Consider the following 16,349-nt stretch of genomic DNA (forward strand, 5'->3'; position numbering starts at 1 on the left):
TTATGGTACGATTACGCGCTTTGGAGAAAACTGATTTGGATTTCCTTTACCAGTTAGAGAACGATCAGAGCCTATGGGAGGTGAGTGAGACACAAGCTCCTTTTTCCCATGAGACCCTCAGAAGCTACCTCGAAAATGCCCATCTGGATATATATGAGGCACGACAACTTCGTTTTGTCATTACGTACAAGGACAAAGCAGTAGGATGTATTGACCTATATGATTATAACCCGAAGAACAACCGGGCTTCTATAGGCATTGCTCTTATGGATTCTTTCAGGGGAAAAGGCATTGCCCATAGTGCCTTGCAACAATTGTGTAATTATGCTTTTTCTTACCTGAATATACATCAGTTGATAGCCTATATACCTCAGGACAATCTCCCTAGCCAAAAGCTTTTCAAAAACATAGGTTTTTTATGTATAGCCACTCTCAAGGATTGGTTGTTCTTCGAAGGAAAATACAAAAATGTGCTCATGTATCAGTACTTAAAAACTTAACTATAAGAGGTCTGTTAAGAAAAAATATACTTTATTGCACCACAATTCGTATTTTTTTCGTAACTTGCGCCTCTATTTCATAGGCTCTTTTTATAGAGCCATTAAACTTGGATTCTTATGACAAAAATTACAGCTGCTATAACAGGTGTAGGAGGATATGTGCCTGATTTTGTGCTATCTAATAGTTTATTAGAGCAAATGGTTGATACTACTGATGAGTGGATTACCACTCGTACAGGTATCAAGGAAAGACGTATTTTAAAGGAAGAAGGCAAGGGGGCTTCATTCTTAGGAAAGAAAGCCGTGGAGGATTTGTTCAGAAAAACAGGAACCAATCCAGCTGATATTGATTTGGTAATTTTCGCCAGTGTGACCCCCGATATGCCTGTGGCCATCTCTGGTGCTTACTTGGCTACCGAAATAGGTGCTGTCAACGCCTTTGCTATTGACCTTCAAGCAGCTTGCTCCAGTTTCCTATATGGAATGTCGGTAGCTGCCCGATACATTGAGTCTGGAAGATACAAAAAGGTACTCTTGGTAGGTGCTGACAAAATGTCCTCTATCATTGATTATACAGACCGAGCTACTTGTATCATTTTTGGAGATGGAGCAGGAGCTGTACTCTTTGAACCTAATTACGAAGGATTAGGAGTACAGGACGAGTACTTGCGCAGTGATGGTACAGGACGTGAATACTTGAAAATAGAAGCAGGAGGCTCTATACTTCCCACTACTATAGAGACTCTACAAGAAGGTAAAAATAACCTCTACCAAGATGGTAAAACTGTCTTCAAATATGCAGTATCTCGTATGGCTGATGCGACTGATATCATCCTTGAGCGCAACCACCTGAATGCTGAAAACTTAAATTGGTTGGTTCCTCACCAAGCCAACAAACGTATTATTGATGCGACTGCCGATCGTATGGGACTTACTCATGACAAGGTAATGGTCAATATCCAACACTATGGAAATACAACTTCGGCAACTCTTCCTTTGGCTTTGTATGATTACGAAAAACAGCTCAGAAAGGGCGACAATATCATCTTTGTTGCTTTCGGGGGAGGATTCACTTGGGGAGCTTTGTACCTCAAATGGGCATATAACCTCATACAATAACCTTTAGATTCTGGCAAAAAAGATAGAATTTGTTTAGGAAAATAGAAAGTGATTCCTATATAAAATAATTTTAGTATCTTTGCACAGAATTATTTCACCATTTATTAACTTATTAGATAATGTTTAACTCATTGAAAATATAATTATTTGCTATGGATTTAAGAGACATTCAGAATCTGATCAGATTCGTTGCCAAGTCAGGTGCCAGTGAAGTAAAATTAGAAATGGAAGATATCAAAATCACCATTAAAACCTCTGGAGAGGAAGGACGCCCTGAGACTGTTTTTGTTCAACAACCTTATGTAGCACAAGGACTTCCACCACAAGTACCTGTAGCTCCAATACCTCCTATGCCTGTGAGTGATCCTGCCAACATAGTGGCTACCAAAGAACATGATGATGAAGAAAACGGTAAGTATATCACTATCAAATCCCCTATTATTGGTACTTTCTACCGAAGACAAGCACCTAACAAACCCTTATTTGTAGAGGTAGGTGATAATATCGTACAAGGACAAACCCTTTGCGTGATTGAGGCCATGAAGCTATTCAATGAAATAGAATCCGAAGTATCTGGTAAGATCGTCAAAGTATTGGTGGACGATGCTTCCCCTGTGGAGTATGACCAACCTCTCTTCTTGGTAGATCCTTCCTAAGATGTTGTGCTAACAAACACTTCCTTAAGAGAAACAACTTAACTAACATTATATACTATATTGTATAGTATGACCTAAATAGTAAAGAAATGTTTAAAAAAATATTGATTGCTAATCGTGGTGAAATTGCTCTTAGAGTGATTCGTACCTGTAGAGAAATGGGAATAAAGACCGTTGCGGTATATTCCACAGCGGATGCCGATAGCCTACATGTACGCTTTGCCGACGAGGCTGTATGTATAGGCCCCGCTCCCAGCAAAGATTCCTACCTAAAAATAACAAATATTATCGCAGCAGCGGAAATCACCAATGCTGATGCCATCCACCCTGGTTATGGTTTCCTTTCAGAAAACGCTAAGTTTTCTAAAATATGCGCTGAGAATGGAATCAAATTCATTGGGGCTTCTGCAGAAATGATTGACAAAATGGGAGACAAGGCAACAGCCAAAGCTACCATGAAAGCGGCTGGAGTACCTACCATTCCTGGCTCTGACGGGCTATTGAAGGACATTGCTGAAGCTAAGAAAATAGCTAAGAAAATGGGCTATCCTGTAATGCTCAAAGCCACTGCCGGAGGTGGAGGAAAAGGAATGCGTGCTGTATGGAAAGAAGAAGACCTCGAAAAAGCGTTCGAGAGCGCTACTCAGGAGGCTGCTGCAGCTTTCGGTAATGATGGCATGTATATGGAAAAACTCATAGAAGAGCCTCGCCATATCGAAATCCAAATCGTAGGTGACCAATATGGAAAAGCTTGCCACCTTTCCGAACGAGATTGCTCTGTACAACGCCGCCACCAAAAACTCACAGAGGAGACTCCTTCGCCTTTTATGACCGATGAACTTCGTGCCAAAATGGGAGAAGCAGCTGTAAAAGCAGCTGAATCCATCAAATATGAGGGCGCTGGTACTGTAGAATTCTTGGTAGACAAGCACCGCAACTTCTACTTTATGGAAATGAATACACGTATCCAAGTAGAACACCCTATTACCGAACAAGTAATTGATTATGATCTTATCAAAGAACAAATCTTAGTGGCTGCTGGAGTACCTATCTCCGGACGCAACTATACTCCAAAACTACATGCTATTGAGTGCCGTATCAATGCGGAAGATCCATTCAATGATTTCCGTCCTTCCCCTGGTTGTATCACTGCTTTCCATGCTCCAGGTGGCTTCGGGGTACGTCTTGATACCCATGTGTATGCGGGTTATACAATCCCACCTAACTATGATTCCATGATCGCCAAACTTATCGTTACCGCTCAGACCCGTGAGGAAGCGATTGCTAAGATGAAGCGCGCCTTAGACGAATTTGTAGTAGAAGGTATCAAAACAACTATTCCTTTCCACAAACAACTTATGGAAAATCCTGACTATATAGCAGGAAACTACACTACCAAATTCATGGAAGATTTCGTCCTCCAGCCCAAAGGGAAAGACGAAGAATAAAAATAATTTTTTATACCAAAGTATTATGTCTGTAGAAAAAATCAAATGCTTAATTATAGGCTCAGGCCCAGCGGGGTATACCGCTGCTATCTATGCCGCAAGAGCCAATCTCTCTCCTGTATTGTACCAAGGAGAACAACCAGGAGGACAACTTACTACTACCAATGAGGTAGAAAACTTCCCTGGCTACCCTGAAGGAATTACAGGAACTGAGATGATGATGCAGTTTGAACAACAAGCCCGCCGCTTTGAGGCTGATATTCGTTCTGGCTGGGTTACCAAAGTAGATTTCTCTGCCAAACCCCTCAAAGTATGGGTGGAGGATAAGGAAATTCATGCCGATAGTATCATCATTAGTACAGGAGCTTCGGTCAAGTATCTCGGACTACCTTCCGAACAACATTATTTGCGAACAGGAGGAGGGGTATCTACCTGCGCCGTATGCGATGGCTTCTTTTACAGAAACCAAGAGGTGGCTATCGTAGGAGCAGGAGACTCTGCTTGTGAAGAAGCGCTCTACCTTTCCAAAATATGTAGAAAGGTAACCATGATTGTGCGTCGTGATGCTTTCCGTGCCTCTAAGATTATGGAAGAACGTGTAAGAAAAGTGGAAAATATTACTATTTTGTTCAATACAGAAACCGAGGAGATCCTCGGTGATGGACAAGTGGTTTCTGCTATCAGAGTACGTAACAACAAGACTCAAGAACTTTCCGAATTTCCTATCACAGGCTTCTTCGTAGCTATCGGTCATAAGCCTAATACAAATATTTTCGCTCCTTACCTCTCTTTGGATAAGGAAGGATATATTGAGAATGTACCAGGCTCCAGCCGTACCAATGTAGAAGGGGTATTTGTAGCGGGTGATGCTGCTGACAAGCACTACCGACAAGCTATTGTTGCTGCAGGAAGTGGTGCTATAGCTGCTATGGATGCCGAACGCTATTTAGCTTCTTTAGAACATTAATATTAATCTATTACTTATGGAGGTACATATCAGCCCTTCTTGGAAATCGTTGTTAAGCGAAGAATTTGAAAAACCTTATTTCAAATCCCTAACTGATTTTGTCAAAAAAGAATACAAAGAGCACACTTGCTATCCAAAAGGAAAAGATATATTTGCTGCCTTCGACCAATGCCCTATAGATAAGCTAAAAGTAGTACTCTTAGGACAAGATCCCTACCACGGAGAAGGACAAGCCAATGGCTTATCCTTCTCTGTCAATGAAGGAATTGCCCACCCTCCTTCCTTAGTGAATATTTTTAAGGAAATCCAAGAGGATATAAATGTACCTTATCCAGAGAGTGGTAATCTCTCTCGCTGGGCACAACAAGGAGTACTTCTGCTTAATGCCACTCTTACAGTACGCGCCAACCAGGCCGGTAGCCATCAGCATCAGGGATGGGAAACTTTTACCGACACTGTCATCAAGCTTGTCTCTGACAACTGCCAAGGGGTTGTCTTTCTTCTCTGGGGTGGTTTTGCCAAAAAGAAAACTTCCTTGATTGACACTAAAAAACATTGTGTACTCACCTCTGGACACCCCTCTCCCCTTAGTGCTAACCGAGGTTATTGGTTCGGGAACAAACACTTTAGTCAGGCCAATGCATACCTCTCCTCAGTAGGCAAAGAAATCATTGATTGGAAATAAAAACTGACATTTTGTCACAATTTTAGGTTTGGCATAGTCCTTGAAGATAGGTAAAGCGTACTAATTAAGATAAAAAAGATCAATACGATTATGAGTAAAATTATTGGAATAGACTTAGGAACCACCAACTCGTGTGTTTCCGTAATGGAAGGTAATGACCCTGTGGTTATTACCAATGCCGAAGGCAAGCGTACTACTCCTTCCGTAGTTGCCTTCGTAGATGGAGGGGAAATAAAGGTAGGAGATGCCGCTAAGCGACAAGCTGTTACCAACCCTAAAAAGACTATTTATTCTATCAAACGATTCATGGGGAATAAATTCTCTGATCTGGGAAAAGAAATTGGACGTGTGCCCTACGCTGTAGAACAAGGAGATAACGACACTCCTCGTGTGGATATTGATGGTCGTCTATATTCTCCTCAAGAAATCTCTGCAATGATTCTTCAGAAAATGAAAAAAACTGCTGAGGACTTCTTAGGACAACCTGTAAGCCGTGCCGTAATCACTGTACCTGCCTACTTCAACGATGCGCAGCGCCAAGCTACCAAAGAAGCGGGTGAAATCGCTGGATTGAAGGTAGAACGTATCATCAATGAACCTACTGCTGCTGCTCTTGCTTACGGGCTTGACAAGCAACACAATGATCATAAGATTGTGGTATTCGACTTCGGGGGCGGTACACACGATGTCTCTATCCTTGAATTGGGAGATGGGGTATTTGAAGTACTTTCTACTGACGGGGATACCCACCTTGGAGGAGACGATGTAGATGAAAAAATCATCAACTGGCTCGCTGAAGAATTCGAAAAAGAAGAAGGTCTAGACCTCCGCAAAGACCCTATGGCACTACAGCGACTCAAAGAAGCTGCTGAAAAAGCTAAAATAGAGCTTTCTTCTTCTATGCAGACAGAGATTAACCTTCCTTATATCACTGCTACTGCTACAGGACCTAAGCACTTGGTACGTACTCTTACCCGTGCTAAGTTCGAACAGCTTATTGAAGATTTGGTAGCTCGTACTATCGAACCTTGTAAAAAAGCGCTTGAGAATGCAGGTCTTCAAGTGAGTGACATCAATGAGGTAATCCTTGTAGGAGGTTCTACTCGTATCCCTGCTGTACAGGAAGCTGTAGAGAAGTTCTTTGGAAAGAAACCTAATAAGAGTGTAAACCCTGATGAGGTAGTAGCTATCGGTGCAGCTATCCAAGGTGGAGTACTTACTGGAGATGTAAAAGATGTATTGCTCCTTGACGTAACTCCGCTTTCCCTTGGTATCGAAACTATGGGAGGGGTGATGACTAAACTCATCGAAGCCAATACGACTATCCCTGCTAAGAAATCTCAGATATTCTCCACTGCCGCTGATAACCAGCCAAGTGTAGAAATACATGTACTACAAGGGGAAAGACCTATGGCTGCGGACAATAAGACTATCGGACGCTTCCACTTGGATAGTATCCCACCTGCACCACGTGGCGTGCCTCAGATCGAAGTAACTTTCGATATCGACGCCAATGGTATCATCAATGTATCTGCTACAGACAAAGGAACAGGCAAAACTCATGATATTCGTATCGAAGCTTCTTCTGGACTTACCCAAGAAGAAATCGAAAGAATGAAACGAGACGCTGAAGCCAATGCCGAAGCGGATAAAAAAGCACAAGAAGTAGCTACTAAAATGAATGAAGCTGATGCGCTTATCTTCCAAACTGAAAAACAATTAAAGGATTTCGGTGATAAGATCCCAGCTGATAAGAAAAGTGCTATCGAAAGTGCTTTAGAAGAACTCAAAGGCGCTTACGAAAGTAAAGACATTGCGGCTATCAATGTAGCTTTAGAAAAAATCAATGAAGCATGGAAAAAAGCTTCTGAAGATATCTACAAAGCACAACAAGAAGGTAGTGCTGCAGGAGGTCACTCCTCTTATGAAGCACAAGACCAACAGCCTAACAATGGCGGTGGCGACAACAATGTTCAAGATGTAGATTTTGAAGAGGTAAAATAAGCGTTGATTAGCAACGATTAGTAAATATTAAAAACTACTATAAACAATTTGGTTTATAGTAGTTTTTTTATTTTTAAATTAATATGGGCAATAGTTTAGATACTAAACAAAGTCATAAAGAGCAATGAGGATAACATAGAAAAACTGGCTGATGTAGTTTTTGCTTATCAAGATATTTTAAATTTAGTAGGTGAGTTTGAAAGCTCAGCTAGTTCACTAAATCATAGAATAAATAATTTTAAAACTTTATTTAAAGACATTTCTAAACAAATTGAAAGTACTACAAAATTTATTCCTAAGAATATCAAAACGGATTTATCTGAAAATACACTTTCAAGATTAGAACATTTCGAGAAGAAATCGAAATCATTAAAATACTTATTGATAGGTAGTTTTGTTTCTTTAGGAATAGCGATTATTGTAATGTTCTTATCATTTTATCTTTCTAAACAATGATATAGCACTAGTATAAAGACCAAAGAAGAAATTAGAAGCCAAATTTTTTAAGAAATGAGAGCAGAAGACAAGGAGTTTTATGATATATAAGTATTTAATCAATTGAAAATGAATAGTGAAATCATCAATAAATGGATTGAGAGAAATCCAAAACAAGGAAACAATTTTTTAAAATTTAAGGAAGGGTATGAAGCGAAGTGATTTTTTTAACTGTATTATTATTTATAATCAATTTATTATTGTATCTTTGCAAAATTAAACAGAAGATTGAATGCTTTTGATAAACATATGAATCAATTCAAAGATGAGTTTACCAAAAAGGACAAAGCAAATGTAGTTCCAAATGAATAATAGTTTCTATTATGACAGCACTTAAAAAATAAAATAAGAAAAAACTTCCTCTTCTTCAACGAACCTGATGTGAAGTAGGTTAGGCTGAAGAGAATAGTAAATATTTTCTATATTAGATATCATTGCAACAATTAAGAGGGTTATCAGAAGATAAAAAACTATTGGAAGTATCTCAAAAAGTTGAAGAGTGAGAATAACAAACTGTTTCTTGTAAACTAATTAGTTTAACTGCAAGCTCCTGATAAAAAATAGAATAAATGACTGTTTGTTGTTTTATTTATAAAAGTAATATTCAATATCAAAGTAAGAGATTTCAAATAGTTTGCTTATTAAAATAATAGTAAAGAAAGCCTACTAACTTTTCTAAAAAAGTATATTGAAAGGGGCATAGTCTGGCAATATAAAATGTCTGCAACAGATACACACTTATCTCTTTGGAGGGGTGTAGGAGTTTATACGAGAAATCTGAACTAAAAAGATATCCAAAGGAGGTTTTATTTTTTACTAATTATATTCACTTTCCTAATTTAGAATGAATGCCCCAAACTATCTTTGATGAGATTATAAACAAACATGTTGGAATGGATCTAGCTTATTTTTTTATTGAATGTAATAGTCACAATACCTCCATTTAGCTCAACCTTATCTAAAACGCTCTCTTAAACAATGTATGGATTTGAGTCAAAAAAAAAACACATATTTGTCAGCAGTGTGTGAGACTATTCCAGATAGTACATATTTTAAAGTATGGTTAAACCTATTGATGATTAAGAAATAAAAGATATTAATTATTCATACTATGTATGATCAAAATGAATAAGTTATAAAATAGGATACAATTCTATCAATGATTTGAAACTCTACTTCTTGTTACAGCTTAACTTCACTGATAAATATATTTAAAAGGAGTAAATCTACAAAATATAGAAGAATAAATTAATGTAAAAATATAGAAAAAATTAATATAAAAATAACTATTTATTATTCAAATTATATATACACAAGAATTTAAATTAAAAAATTATGGCACTTTCATTGACAGCAGAACAAAAAAGCCTTTCAGATATTCTATCTAAAAGAGAACAAATAATTATACCTCCATATCAAAGACCATATAGTTGGGGAATAGAAGAATGTTATCAATTATACCAAGATTTTTTAGATGCATATAACTCAGACTCTGATTATTTCATTGGTAATATAATATTAGCAGTTAGTGAAAATGAAAAAAAATTACCACGAATTATTGATGGACAACAACGTATAATCACAATATGGTTAATTTTCAAAGTGCTATCTACTTTTTATGAAGACCTTAGAATTCTTAAAGATATGACTCGTACATACGAATGGGATGGAAACCAAAGCAAAATAAAGATTAAATCCGATGTTATAGAATCTAAGGATTACCAAGATTTAGAAATAGTTTTCAATTGGGGTCTTTCTGATTTTTCAGATAATTTAAAAGAATGTCAGACTAAAACAGGTATCTTTTTTAGACCAACTAATCTCTCTCCTATCAAAGTAAATGGATTGTATTTCTTTTATTTATTCAAAGAGTTTGAGGAAAAAGAGGAAATAAATAAATTAAAGTTTTTTATTCGATTTATGCTTGAACGAATTTATTTATTACCTATAGAATTAAGTGATACGACTATTGATAGTGCAGAAAACAAAGCTCTAACTATATTTGAAACTATAAATAACAGAGGGATGGACTTGCAAGATGCTGATATATTTAAGGCAAAACTATACGCTAAAGCTATTTCTGAATCAGAAAAGGATAATTTTATCAAATTATGGTTTCATTTTCGTGACGAATGTGAATCTATAAAATTAAGCGTTGATGAAATATTTCGTTATTATTCTCATATTATTAGAGGTAGAGATGGTAATACCAAAAATGAGATTAGTATAAGAGAGTTCTTTACAGGTTCCAATTCCCCAATAAGTCGTAACACACAAAATGAGACTATGACTGATTTGTTGAAAATAACTTTGTTATTAAAAAAATATGACGAAAAGAAAAAAGAAGAAACTGAACTTGCAGCGTGGCTTCAACTAATAGATATCTATAGTAATAGGTATCCAAAATATGCTATTATTACATATTTATTCAAATATGGGTTCTCAGAAGAGATAGAACTAATTCATGTTTTAAAGTCTGTTGTTCGTTATTGTTATTTTAAGGGATCAACTTCTTCTATAAAATTTGGTATATATATAATTATAAAGCAAATATCATCGGGAGAGCGTATTAAGGACTATTATCAAGACGATGTTGATTCCGATCAATTTAATTATCTTGGAAGACTTAAATATGGATATGCACTGTTGGCTCACTATCTAGAAAATCCAATTTGTATTCCTGATTATAAAACAGATCGTCTATTAACATTACGTGATGAAGATAATCTTTCAGAAGATTGGAATAACCACCCACTATCTACACATATAGATGATTTAGGAAATTTAGTTATTCTTGATATTCATAAGAAGAATGAAAAATATTCAGATAAAATAGACTATTATCTTAATACAAAAAATGAAGAGTTAAAGAAATTTCTTATAAATAATAGAGATGGTATAAGTTATGCCGCTTTACAGAAAAGAACAAAATATAAAAAACAATTATTAGTTAATTTTTTCAATTTACATACAAACAATATTACCTATGAAAAAAATTGAGATAAATAATTTCAAGGCTTTTAATGCAGTGTTATCCTTAACACTAGAAGCTACAAAGAAAAATTTATTGCTATATGGAGAAAATGGTTCGGGGAAAAGTTCTATATTTGAAGCAATAAAGCTTATCTTCTATAACGATAGATTACTAAAAAATATTATATCTACTGGAGCAAATGAGGAACAAAAAGAAAGCGAGATAGAGGATTTTTATAATAATTATAAACATAAAGCTATAGCTTCCCCTATTGATATAAAAATTAACAATAGTGATTTTAAAAGTTTTAATATATCAGATTACCATTGCTATATGCTTTCACATATAGATATTTCGCACATGTCGCATAAGATAGAAGATGGCAAAATAATAAATATTGATATTATAAATTTAAAAAAAATATTAGAAAATCGTTTTTTTCCAGAGTTTGATACAAAAGATTTTTACGATAGATATAAGGAGAACATAATTACTGAGGTAAATAGAGCTTTAAAGGATGAGTTTATAGAAACACTTCAAATAGGTTTAGAAAATGAGGATTCAGATATATTTCTTGAAGATAAATCACACAATTTAAGAGAAAGTAATGGACTTAGCACCATTTTTAATGAGGCAAGATTACATTTAGTTGTAACCCTACTATTGTTAAGTATCATATTGAAATTGGAAGAAAAAGATTGTGTGTCTCATAAAATTATAGTCCTTGACGATATTGTTAATAGTCTTGATTCTAGTAATAGGAAATTTATTATGAAGTATCTTTTATCCAAATTTGCTAGTTTTCAAAAATTTATCTTTACTCATAATCTCGGATTTAATAATATAGCTGAAGATATAATTAAAAACAATAACGATGAGAAAGATAAATGGCATACAATGAATTTGTACCTAACTAATAGGGGGCCACAGTTATATGATTATGATGAAATAGCAACACCCGATAAAATAGAAGAAAAATTTAATAAAGGTGATTTAGGTCCCAGTACAGTTGGTAACATCATTAGAAAAAGATTTGAAGCAGACTTGAATGAGTTCTGTAAGATAATTCACGTGGGGAAAATAGAATTATCTAATTCTATAATTAAAAATTTATATAATAATAAACCACAATATTTTTTGAAAGTTGGAGATAAAATATCAGATGCTAATAATCTTGTGCAAGAAATCTATGATATCGTCCAATTAAAAAAATCAGATAAGAATAAAATAAGTGATATAAAAAATAGAATAAACGATTATACCAATAATGAAGATTTTTGTTCTCTATTATCAGTAATAAAAGAATTTACAGAAATAGAAAGGCATTTTATACATGGTTTATCTCATAGTTCAACAGCAGGAATGCCCGAATTTCAGCAGAAAGAAATGAAGGCGAGTATATTATTGCTAAAAAAATTTGAACAAGGTCTGAAAGGTCTGAAAGGAGGACTAGTGCAATGAAGTGTTCTGCACTGATATAATATAAGATACTTAGTAATCAATACTCTATTTTTAAGAATCAAATTTGTACCACAAATTTATAAATTATTGATTTTCAGTAATGGTTATATTTGAGAAAGTAAAATAATCGTTGATAATCAACGATTAGTAAATATTAAAAACTACTATAAACACTTGGTTTATAGTAGTTTTTTTAAATTAACGAGTAATATTTGTTTTTCTCATTTTTAAAATTATTATTAGATGAGGTATTATATTATTTTTAAACTAATCAAATAATTCAACTTGTTAATTGAATTATTTATTGTATCTTTGTCCAAAGTTCCCAAATTTTAGTGTCTTTTTCTAAATCACAAAACACTGATTTTTGGAAGCTTTTACTTTATTGAGAAAGTTTAAACAACTTCATGTATGAATCCAGAAACCAATCGTATAGAATACAAACAAGAACTTATAGATGATTTGGAGAAAGAGGTAGTCGCTTTTCTGAATTATCAAGAAGGAGGGATAATTTATATTGGAATTGACAAGAAAGGAAAGGCTGTGGGTGTCTCTGACATTGATGGAGATATGCTTAAAATCAAAGACCGACTAAAAAATAATATTATGCCTTCTTGTATGGGTTTGTTTGATGTATCTGCAGAAACTATAGATTCAAAAAATGTAATTAAAATCACATTGGCAAGTGGTACTGAAAAACCTTACTATATCAAGAAACTTGGGATGTCGGAAAAAGGTACATTTATTCGTATTGGAACAGCTGCCGAGCCAATGCCCATAAAAATGATAGAATCTCTGTTTGCCAAACGCACTCGTAACTCTATAGGCAAAATCAAGTCTCCAAACCAAAATCTTACTTTTGAGCAACTCAAAATATATTATGAAGGTTCAGGAAAAGAGCTAAATCAGCAGTTTGCACCCAATTTGGAACTTCTTACTGAAGAAGGACAATACAATTATGTAGCATATCTATTAGCTGATACTAATGGAATATCTGTAAAAGTTGCAAAATATGATGGTTTGGATCGTGTTGACTTGATCGAAAACAACGAGTATGGGTATTGTTCTTTGATAAAAGCAACCAAGCAGGTATTGGATAAGATAGGAGTAGAAAATAAGACATTAGCAAAAATCACACCCAAAGAACGAAAGGAAACCAAATTATGGAATCCCGTTGCCTTGCGTGAGGCTGTAATTAATGCTATTGTTCATAACGATTATACCTTGGAAGTACCTCCCAAATTTGAGTTCTTTGATGACAGAATTGAGATTACCTCATTTGGTAGTTTGCCACAAGGCATGACAGAGAAAGAATTTTTTGAAGGCTATTCGGTACCACGCAATAAAGAGCTGATGCGTGTATTTAGAGATTTGGATTTAGTAGAACATTTGGGGTCTGGCGTCCCTCGTATTCTAAGAAGCTATGGAAAAGAATGTTTCAAGTTTACAGAGAATTTTTTACGAATGATATTTCCTGTCTCCGAGCAAATGACCCAGCAAATGACCGAGCAAGTCACCGAGCAAGTCACCGAGCAAGTCACCGAGCAAGTCAAAGATTTGATTAAAATACTATCCGAAGAGATGGATAGACAAAAAATACAAGATATATTGGGACTTTCTCATAGGGAACACTTTCGAGCAAAATATCTAAAACCTGCATTGGAACAAGGATTTATTGAAATGACTATTCCTGACAAACCTAATAGTAGGTTACAAAAATATCGACTAACCATCTTGGGCAAACAATTGAAAGATAAACTATAAACTTAGATAGAAGTAGTAACTACCCAAGAAAGTGCTACTAAGTCAAGTAAGCAAATCACAACCTAATTTGCATCATAAAATATCAAGTAATTGATTTGCAATGATTTTCGTCTTTAAAGTTTTAAAATAAGATACTTCACTCAATAAAAAAACCACTCAAGAGAGTGGTTTTTTTATTATTCACTATTCATTTTCATTCTTCACTTAGAATGAGGTAAGAATACTTCTGCCAACATACAGCGAGCACTACCTCCTCCACAGATTTCTATAGTGGAAAGATCACTATAAAGAATCTGAGTATGTCGCTCTATAGCCTCGATTTGCTGAGGAGTAAGTGACTCGTAAGCTGTTTGGCTCATCACTAAGTAAGAATGTTCTTTGCCTTTTACCTCAAGCATATTACCTGCGTAATAATCAACCTGTTCTCTACTAATGGTAATGATTTCCTTTTTATCTTCTTTTAAATGGTTCAATACATTTTTGCGTTCCTTTTTATCCTCAATAGTATCGAGACAAACAATCGCAAAAGTCCTACCCAAGGCCATCATCACATTGGTATGATAAATAGGTTTTAGCTCCCCATCGGTTTTCTGAAAAGCTCTAAATATGACAGGAGTATATTCAAAATCCTCACAGAACTCAATAAATAATTCCTCAGAGGCTCTGGGGGATAGGGCACAATAGGCCTTGCGGTGTATCCTATCCAAGACCATGGCGCCTGTTCCTTCCAAGAAAATACCTTCATCCTCAGCTTCTGTATAGTCAAATACATTTTCTATCTCGAAGCCTGCCTCTTCGACTATATCGAGAATATCTTCTCGACGCTCTCTACGTCGGTTTTCAGCAAACATAGGATAGATGGCTACATCTCCATTGTTGTGGAAGCTAATCCAATTATTAGGGAAGATAGAATCGGGCGTATCCTGCTCGTATATATCCTCCACTTGAATGACATGTACCCCCACTTCCCTCAGCTTTTGAACTAATGTATCGAACTCCTGTTGTGCTTTCCGGTTGATTTCTTCTTGGGTAATATTTATTCCCTTCTGGAAATAATTATTGACAATCGTCTCCTCATTCGTCCTAAAACGAACAGGGCGTATCATCAATACAGTATCGGTAATTTGTTTTTTCATCTCCTAACACATTATTAATGATTAATGAGCAATGATTAGTGATTAATGTTTAATGATTAGTGATTAATGATCAATGATTCTATGTTTACTGTTTACTGTTCACCAATCACTGATCACTGCTTACTGTTCACTGATCACTGCTTACTGATTAAGTATATAAGCAAATATAAGAGGAGCAACAATAGTTGCGTCGGATTCTACGATATATTTAGGAGTATCTATATCGAGCTTACCCCAAGTTATTTTCTCGTTAGGCACAGCTCCTGAGTAAGAACCATAGCTGGTCGTAGAGTCAGAAATCTGGCAGAAATAAGACCAGAAAGGCACATCCTCCCATTCTAAGTCTTGATACATCATAGGTACGACACAGATAGGGAAATCTCCTGCGATTCCTCCTCCTATTTGGAAAAAGCCCACACCCTTACCTGAAGAATTATTTCTATACCACTCAGTAAGGTATATCATATACTCAATACCAGTCTTGACCGTAGAAGCCTTTAAGTTGCCTTTGATGACATTAGCGGCAAAGATATTTCCCGTAGTAGAATCTTCCCAACCTGGGCATATAATAGGAATATTTTTCTCCGCTGCAGCAAGTATCCAAGAGTTCTTTGGATCTATTTCATAGTATTGTTCCAATACTCCAGAGCGTACCACTTGGTAGAGAAATTCATGAGGGAAATAGCGTTCGCCCTTTTCCTCAGCCTTGTACCATACTTCTTCCAAATGTTTTTGAAGGCGGCGGAAAGCCTCTTCTTCTGGGATACAAGTATCAGTAACTCGGTTGTAGTGACTGTCCAAGAGCTCTCTTTCCTGTTCAGGAGTAAGGTCTCTGTAGTGAGGTACACGCTTGTAGTGAGAATGAGCCACAAGGTTCATAACATCTTCCTCAAGGTTAGCCCCTGTACAGGAGATAATATCTATTTTGCCTTGGCGAATCATCTCCGCCAAAGAAATTCCAAGTTCTGCAGTACTCATAGCCCCAGCAAGTGCCACAAGCATCTTACCACCTCCTTGTAGGTGGGCTTCATAACCCTTAGCAGCATCTACCAAAGCAGCTGCATTGAAGTGTAGAAAGTTCTTCTCAATGAATTGAGAAATAGGTCCTTTATTCATTTTTTTAAATATTTATTAAGTTAT

12 protein-coding genes are annotated in these 16,349 nt (G+C 35.8%); 10 read left to right on the plus strand and 2 right to left on the minus strand.

Annotation, left to right across the window (positions count from 1 at the left end; all coding sequences use genetic code 11):
* Nucleotides 1-2 precede the first annotated feature (2 nt).
* The 10 genes from CGC50_RS02845 (at nucleotide 3) to CGC50_RS02895 (ending at nucleotide 14,073) form a co-directional block, all read left to right on the plus strand.
* The gene (locus CGC50_RS02845; RefSeq protein WP_002669661.1) at nucleotides 3-500 is read left to right on the plus strand and encodes a GNAT family N-acetyltransferase; all 498 of its coding nucleotides are present in this window, start codon (nucleotides 3-5) and stop codon (nucleotides 498-500) included.
* A 117-nt stretch (nucleotides 501-617) separates the two neighbouring features.
* Entirely contained in the window at nucleotides 618-1,619 is a 1,002-nt protein-coding gene (locus CGC50_RS02850) for a beta-ketoacyl-ACP synthase III (RefSeq protein ID WP_095909597.1), read from the plus strand.
* A 152-nt stretch (nucleotides 1,620-1,771) separates the two neighbouring features.
* On the plus strand, nucleotides 1,772-2,275 hold the full coding sequence (accB, locus tag CGC50_RS02855) for an acetyl-CoA carboxylase biotin carboxyl carrier protein (protein ID WP_002669679.1): 504 nt from the start codon (nucleotides 1,772-1,774) through the stop codon (nucleotides 2,273-2,275).
* An 89-nt stretch (nucleotides 2,276-2,364) separates the two neighbouring features.
* Entirely contained in the window at nucleotides 2,365-3,723 is a 1,359-nt protein-coding gene (gene accC, locus CGC50_RS02860) for an acetyl-CoA carboxylase biotin carboxylase subunit (RefSeq protein ID WP_095909598.1), read from the plus strand.
* A 22-nt stretch (nucleotides 3,724-3,745) separates the two neighbouring features.
* A complete protein-coding gene (gene trxB / locus CGC50_RS02865) occupies nucleotides 3,746-4,690 on the plus strand; it encodes a thioredoxin-disulfide reductase (protein ID WP_198541653.1) in 945 nt (314 codons plus the stop codon).
* A 16-nt stretch (nucleotides 4,691-4,706) separates the two neighbouring features.
* On the plus strand, nucleotides 4,707-5,375 hold the full coding sequence (gene ung / locus CGC50_RS02870; protein WP_002669658.1) for a uracil-DNA glycosylase: 669 nt from the start codon (nucleotides 4,707-4,709) through the stop codon (nucleotides 5,373-5,375).
* Nucleotides 5,376-5,465: 90 nt separating this feature from the next.
* Nucleotides 5,466-7,379 carry a molecular chaperone DnaK gene (dnaK, locus tag CGC50_RS02875; RefSeq protein WP_095909600.1) on the plus strand — a complete coding sequence of 638 codons (1,914 nt, stop codon included), beginning with the start codon at nucleotides 5,466-5,468 and terminating at the stop codon, nucleotides 7,377-7,379.
* 1,830 nt (nucleotides 7,380-9,209) lie between these two features.
* The gene (locus tag CGC50_RS02885; protein ID WP_095909601.1) at nucleotides 9,210-10,874 is read left to right on the plus strand and encodes a DUF262 domain-containing protein; all 1,665 of its coding nucleotides are present in this window, start codon (nucleotides 9,210-9,212) and stop codon (nucleotides 10,872-10,874) included.
* Nucleotides 10,861-12,309, plus strand: a complete 1,449-nt coding sequence (locus CGC50_RS02890) for an ATP-binding protein (protein ID WP_095909602.1) — start codon at nucleotides 10,861-10,863, stop codon at nucleotides 12,307-12,309. Before CGC50_RS02885 ends, CGC50_RS02890 begins: the two co-directional genes overlap by 14 nt.
* A gap of 411 nt (nucleotides 12,310-12,720) precedes the next feature.
* Entirely contained in the window at nucleotides 12,721-14,073 is a 1,353-nt protein-coding gene (locus CGC50_RS02895; protein WP_095909603.1) for a Fic family protein, read from the plus strand.
* A 200-nt stretch (nucleotides 14,074-14,273) separates the two neighbouring features.
* Here the strand turns inward: CGC50_RS02895 and ctlX are convergent, their stop codons facing one another.
* Nucleotides 14,274-15,209: a citrulline utilization hydrolase CtlX gene (gene ctlX, locus CGC50_RS02900; protein WP_095909604.1), complete on the minus strand. Its 936-nt coding sequence runs from the start codon at nucleotides 15,207-15,209 to the stop codon at nucleotides 14,274-14,276.
* Between the two features lie 141 nt (nucleotides 15,210-15,350).
* A complete protein-coding gene (locus CGC50_RS02905; RefSeq protein ID WP_095909605.1) occupies nucleotides 15,351-16,325 on the minus strand; it encodes a deoxyhypusine synthase family protein in 975 nt (324 codons plus the stop codon).
* Nucleotides 16,326-16,349 lie beyond the last annotated feature (24 nt).

Origin of the sequence: Capnocytophaga gingivalis, from assembly GCF_002302415.1 — a bacterium.
GTDB lineage: Bacteria > Bacteroidota > Bacteroidia > Flavobacteriales > Flavobacteriaceae > Capnocytophaga > Capnocytophaga gingivalis.

Excerpts from the sequence above, each read along its gene's own strand:
- CGC50_RS02845 (WP_002669661.1), top strand. The coding sequence starts at position 3 with ATGGTACGATTACGCGCTTTGGAGAAAACTGATTTGGATTTCCTTTAC.
- CGC50_RS02890 (WP_095909602.1), top strand. The coding sequence starts at position 10,861 with ATGAAAAAAATTGAGATAAATAATTTCAAGGCTTTTAATGCAGTGTTA.
- CGC50_RS02895 (WP_095909603.1), top strand. The coding sequence starts at position 12,721 with ATGAATCCAGAAACCAATCGTATAGAATACAAACAAGAACTTATAGAT.
- CGC50_RS02905 (WP_095909605.1), bottom strand. The coding sequence starts at position 16,325 with ATGAATAAAGGACCTATTTCTCAATTCATTGAGAAGAACTTTCTACAC.
- ung (WP_002669658.1), top strand. The coding sequence starts at position 4,707 with ATGGAGGTACATATCAGCCCTTCTTGGAAATCGTTGTTAAGCGAAGAA.
- accC (WP_095909598.1), top strand. The coding sequence starts at position 2,365 with ATGTTTAAAAAAATATTGATTGCTAATCGTGGTGAAATTGCTCTTAGA.
- ctlX (WP_095909604.1), bottom strand. The coding sequence starts at position 15,209 with ATGAAAAAACAAATTACCGATACTGTATTGATGATACGCCCTGTTCGT.
- CGC50_RS02850 (WP_095909597.1), top strand. The coding sequence starts at position 618 with ATGACAAAAATTACAGCTGCTATAACAGGTGTAGGAGGATATGTGCCT.
- dnaK (WP_095909600.1), top strand. The coding sequence starts at position 5,466 with ATGAGTAAAATTATTGGAATAGACTTAGGAACCACCAACTCGTGTGTT.
- accB (WP_002669679.1), top strand. The coding sequence starts at position 1,772 with ATGGATTTAAGAGACATTCAGAATCTGATCAGATTCGTTGCCAAGTCA.
- CGC50_RS02885 (WP_095909601.1), top strand. The coding sequence starts at position 9,210 with ATGGCACTTTCATTGACAGCAGAACAAAAAAGCCTTTCAGATATTCTA.